Here is a 4,135-nt window from a genome sequence, read left to right as displayed (position 1 = left end):
TAGCACGACGACACGCGGCCATTGCCACTAATTTCCAGCCACGTTTGGCTTTAAATAAAATCACGCGGCCATTGCCACTAATTTCCAGCCACGTTTGGCTTTAAATAAAATCGCGGCGATCACCCGCTTGCCACGCACAACCAATTGCCAGCGCTGGGTTTGTGCCAGCATGTGCGGCTTATTGGTGTAATGCAGACCCCCTTTCACGCATTTGGCTGGCGGTGGTGACGGTGATGGTTTGTGTCTGCATGGCTCGCCCCTGTGCTGTAAAACCATGCTTAGGTTACACAGTGCGATGCAAAATAGGCGGGATGACCAATTGGTGAACATGTGTTGCGTATGGGAAGCGATGAAGCGGGGGGACGTGATGATGAAGCGGGATGCTTTTGTCAGAGGGTGAAATCAAGGGCCTAGGAGGCGAGGACCTAGCTATCAATCCCTTTAGTCAGGGCGTGGAATAAAGATCCTAGGACCTAGGATTCTAGGACCTAGGCCCTTCACCTCAATCCCTTTAGTCAGGGCGTGGTCCGTGAGGACCCCATATCACACGTGTTATCTCACCACCACGTTTAGGTCTTAATCCCTTTAGTCAGGGCGTGGTCCGTGAGGACCAAGTGAAAATAATTTTTGAAGCGCCGACGTATGGTCTTAATCCCTTTAGTCAGGGCGTGGTCCGTGAGGACTTATCAATGGTTTATTGCTGTGATAGTAACATTAGGTCTTAATCCCTTTAGTCAGGGCGTGGTCCGTGAGGACATTACATGGCCAGTCGCCTGTATTCAAAGCAATTGTCTTAATCCCTTTAGTCAGGGCGTGGTCCGTGAGGACTCAGTTGGGACGATGTTCATTGCCTCACCCATCAGTCTTAATCCCTTTAGTCAGGGCGTGGTCCGTGAGGACCAAATCACAGCTAATATTATTAAAGATATTACAGTCTTAATCCCTTTAGTCAGGGCGTGGTCCGTGAGGACGGAAAAGGCAGCGGAGAAAGAAAGGAAACGTAAAGTCTTAATCCCTTTAGTCAGGGCGTGGTCCGTGAGGACTATTTCAATTTATAACTGATTGTTTTTAATTTTGCAAGTTGCAAAATAAACAGGCGTTTTAAACACCTTTAATTTTAGAAAATTATGCAATCTGTATGCCCTTTTTCATCTATCCTCCGTAAGCACATGAATTACTTATTATCTTATTTTAATTCTCCCTCCCTACAAACTGGCCCCTTACGAGTCGTTTGCGGTAATGCAGTAGCAAGGGCGTTTAGTTGCCGATATCATCACGCGCCTGCAGATAGCTGCAGGCGCCCAGCCAAAGGCGACTCACCCCTCTTACACGCCATAAACGACGTCTACCGAAGGCATTAATACATATACCCCAGCCAATCCATATGCCCTGCAGGCCATGATTTATCTTTCATCGGTTTAACGTACAATTCATCAACATACTCAACCGCAACGCCATAATTTGTATGTTCATGGATGCGTAGCCAAGAGGCATGTGACTCGACAAGCTGAAAGCCATTAGCCACATAAAAATCGTGCACCTCAGAGATAAGAATAATGAAATCAACGTCCTTATCTCTGGCATAGTCAGCCAGTTGCGCCAGCATACCCGAGCCAATCCCTTTTCTTTGCCAAGCGCTGTCGATGCAAAAATCACTCACCCCTAATACTTTGTATACGTCGCCACCGACATTCACTGCCCTATAATCCAACCCCATATAACCAATCAGTTGATTACCTTGGTACTGCAATGCCCGCATGTGGAGAAGCTGCTTATAGTAAGAACGGGCAACTTGATGGTCAGGAAATGCCTTGTTTCTAAGGGCTTGAATAGCCTCATGCTGCGCGTTCGACACTTCGATTTCTGGGAGAATTTCCATGTTTAAACTATTGATAATAAATCCATTTATTCAATTATTAACCAGTTCGCCATACTAATAGGGTTCCAATCATCTTGTCTTATCGGTGACGGGCAAATGTGTTTTAGTTCACACAATAAAAATGGCGGCTTCTACGTAAAGTAAAAGCCGCCATTTCGTAACAACCTTCATTAGCGCTCGATGATAACCAGATCGATTACGCCCTTGGGTCCGGGATGGTTTTAAAGGTAGCGTCGAAAACCTTGTTGTCACCCTCAGAGAGGTTTAACTGATAACTAAGTGATTTTTCATAAAACTCTATAGCTTGGGTTCGTTCTCCTGTGATCAATAGTGAATGACTTAAGACCGCATTCGTGAATGCTTGAATCCAATTCGCGCCTCAGGGCGAGCGCATGAGTGCGTATGCCAGCGAAAACCACCTGGTGCTTGGGCAGTTCAAGACTGAAGAAAAAAGCAATGAAATCAGTGCGATTCCCGAGTTAATTCGCCTACTCGATTTACGCGGTACGCTTGTCACTATCGATGCTATGGCCTGTCAAACGAAAGTTGCCAAAGCTATTGTTGAGCAAGGTGGTGATTACTTATTAGCGATGAAACAAAACCAGGGCAAGCTAGCGAACGCGATCACCGCGGCATTCAGTGAGCAACGTCGAACCTTCAATGACGATGTCGAGTTTGAATATGGTCACGGTCGTATTGAATCATGTCAGTGCTATGTGCTTGATAAAGCGTGTTTATCAGGCGACTTTACCCGTTGGCCATCACTGCAAAGCCTTGTCATGGTTGAGTCTTTGCGTGTTGAAAAAGGGCGCCCGATGTCGCTGGAGTACCGCTACTATATCAGCTCAAAATCACTGACTGCCGATGAGGCAGGCCGCGCCATCCGCTCGCATTGGGCATTGAATCCATGCACTGGGTGTTAGATGTCAACATGGGTGAAGACGCCTGCCAAATTTATAAAGACAATGGGGCCGCGAACTTTGCCTGTCTGCGACACATGGCCTCAAACATGGTGCGGGCGAGCCGACCAAGATCAGCTTGGTGGCCAAACAGAAGCGCTGTCTCATGAATCCCAGCTTCTTAAAAAAGGTTTTAGCCGCAGGCATACCGGCGATGGTTGAAAAATGAACACTCATGCGCTCGCCCTGCCTTCTATATGTGTTAGTTGCCCATCTCAAAGTCTAGTGCTAACATCTGTACACACAACAGCAGAGGAATACATCATGGACACTAGAATTCAATTTCGTGTTGATGAAGAAACAAAACGCCTAGCACAACAAATGGCTGAGAGCCAAGGGCGCACACTGAGTGATGCTTGCCGTGAACTTACTGAGCAACTCGCTGAACAACAAAGAAAAACATTATCTCACGATGCATGGTTAACTGAACAAGTAAACCTAGCATTTGAGAAGTTTGACTCAGGAAAATCCGTTTTCGTTGAGCACCAAGCTGCTAAATCTCGAATGGAAGAGCGTAAAGCCAGAATCCGTAATCGAGGCAAGCAATGATTTTATGGGAAGAAGAGTCACTTAATGATCGTGAAAAGATCTTCGAATTTCTCTATGACTTCAACCCTGATGTAGCAGAAAAAACTGACAGCCTCATTGAAGAAAAAGTAGACAACTTGCTAGAACAACCTTTAATGGGCGTACAACGAGATAGCATCCGCGGACGATTACTCATTATTCCTGAGATTTCGATGATTGTCTCTTACTGGGTCGAGGGCGATATCACCCGAGTTATGCGTGTACTCCACCAGAAACAAAAATTCCCTACGGATTGATTGCCTCCTCTGGGGAACAGAACGAAGTAGACGACTTTATTGTTCGAGAGCATTGGCTGCTGGCGCAGCCAAAAGAATGCTGTTGCCTATTGACCGGAGAAGGGCTCATATGTGTTATACCTACTTACGCTTTCTCTTAAGTTTGAAGACGCCCGCAATTTCTACTTCTTCCCAGTCTGTGAAAATTCCAATAACAACTACCCCACCAATTGCTGCCACCAGACTAATTACTCCAGTAGAAGCTGCCGCACCAGAAGCCCCCATAAAACTAACCATTGTTACAGGTACACTTGCCCCACCTGTAAAAGGAATGAAGGGTATTGCTGCGACAATCGCAGCAATTGCGTATGGCCCTGCTTTCCTTATTAATGCAACTGATTTTAAATTTTTCTCTAGTGAGTGATTTTCAATAACAATTTCATCACTGATTTTAAATTTTTCTCTAGTGAGTGATTTTCAATAACAATTTCATC

General features: G+C 45.8%; 5 protein-coding genes, 1 pseudogene and 1 CRISPR repeat array. Of the genes and pseudogenes, 4 read left to right on the top strand and 2 right to left on the bottom strand.

What is annotated here, in order from left to right; all coding sequences use genetic code 11:
- Window positions 1–60 precede the first annotated feature (60 nt).
- Both BZG14_RS15755 and BZG14_RS14725 read right to left on the bottom strand, forming a co-directional pair.
- On the bottom strand, window positions 61–207 hold the full coding sequence (locus BZG14_RS15755; RefSeq protein WP_198532075.1) for a hypothetical protein: 147 nt from the start codon (window positions 205–207) through the stop codon (window positions 61–63).
- A 292-nt stretch (window positions 208–499) separates the two neighbouring features.
- Window positions 500–1,043: a CRISPR direct-repeat array (repeat unit 38 nt; unit sequence GTCTTAATCCCTTTAGTCAGGGCGTGGTCCGTGAGGAC).
- Between the two features lie 314 nt (window positions 1,044–1,357).
- Window positions 1,358–1,879 carry a GNAT family N-acetyltransferase gene (locus tag BZG14_RS14725; protein WP_077457229.1) on the bottom strand — a complete coding sequence of 174 codons (522 nt, stop codon included), beginning with the start codon at window positions 1,877–1,879 and terminating at the stop codon, window positions 1,358–1,360.
- 392 nt (window positions 1,880–2,271) lie between these two features.
- On the opposite strand from BZG14_RS14725, the pseudogene BZG14_RS14720 reads away from it, so the two are divergent.
- The 4 genes and pseudogenes from BZG14_RS14720 to BZG14_RS15530 form a co-directional block, all read left to right on the top strand.
- A pseudogene (locus BZG14_RS14720) lies at window positions 2,272–3,007 on the top strand (ISAs1 family transposase); the annotation flags it as partial.
- 95 nt (window positions 3,008–3,102) lie between these two features.
- Window positions 3,103–3,387, top strand: a complete 285-nt coding sequence (locus tag BZG14_RS14715) for a type II toxin-antitoxin system RelB/DinJ family antitoxin (protein ID WP_062907370.1) — start codon at window positions 3,103–3,105, stop codon at window positions 3,385–3,387.
- Window positions 3,384–3,662 (top strand): type II toxin-antitoxin system RelE/ParE family toxin, encoded by a 279-nt coding sequence (locus tag BZG14_RS14710; protein ID WP_077609091.1) that lies wholly within the window; start codon window positions 3,384–3,386, stop codon window positions 3,660–3,662. The genes BZG14_RS14715 and BZG14_RS14710 overlap by 4 nt, the downstream gene beginning before the upstream one ends.
- Before the next feature lie 109 nt (window positions 3,663–3,771).
- Entirely contained in the window at window positions 3,772–4,065 is a 294-nt protein-coding gene (locus tag BZG14_RS15530) for a hypothetical protein (protein WP_131825199.1), read from the top strand.
- The last annotated feature ends 70 nt before the right edge of the window (window positions 4,066–4,135 follow it).

Source organism: Salinivibrio sp. IB282, from assembly GCF_001995685.1.
Lineage (GTDB): Bacteria > Pseudomonadota > Gammaproteobacteria > Enterobacterales > Vibrionaceae > Salinivibrio > Salinivibrio kushneri.
The sequence above is the reverse complement of the archived record's forward strand: the minus strand, read 5'-3'. Positions and strand labels throughout refer to the sequence as shown.

What these genes read in the sequence shown, in the direction of transcription:
- BZG14_RS14725 (WP_077457229.1), bottom strand. Translation starts at nt 1,879, where the DNA reads ATGGAAATTCTCCCAGAAATCGAAGTGTCGAACGCGCAGCATGAGGCT.
- BZG14_RS14715 (WP_062907370.1), top strand. Translation starts at nt 3,103, where the DNA reads ATGGACACTAGAATTCAATTTCGTGTTGATGAAGAAACAAAACGCCTA.
- BZG14_RS14710 (WP_077609091.1), top strand. Translation starts at nt 3,384, where the DNA reads ATGATTTTATGGGAAGAAGAGTCACTTAATGATCGTGAAAAGATCTTC.
- BZG14_RS15530 (WP_131825199.1), top strand. Translation starts at nt 3,772, where the DNA reads ATGTGTTATACCTACTTACGCTTTCTCTTAAGTTTGAAGACGCCCGCA.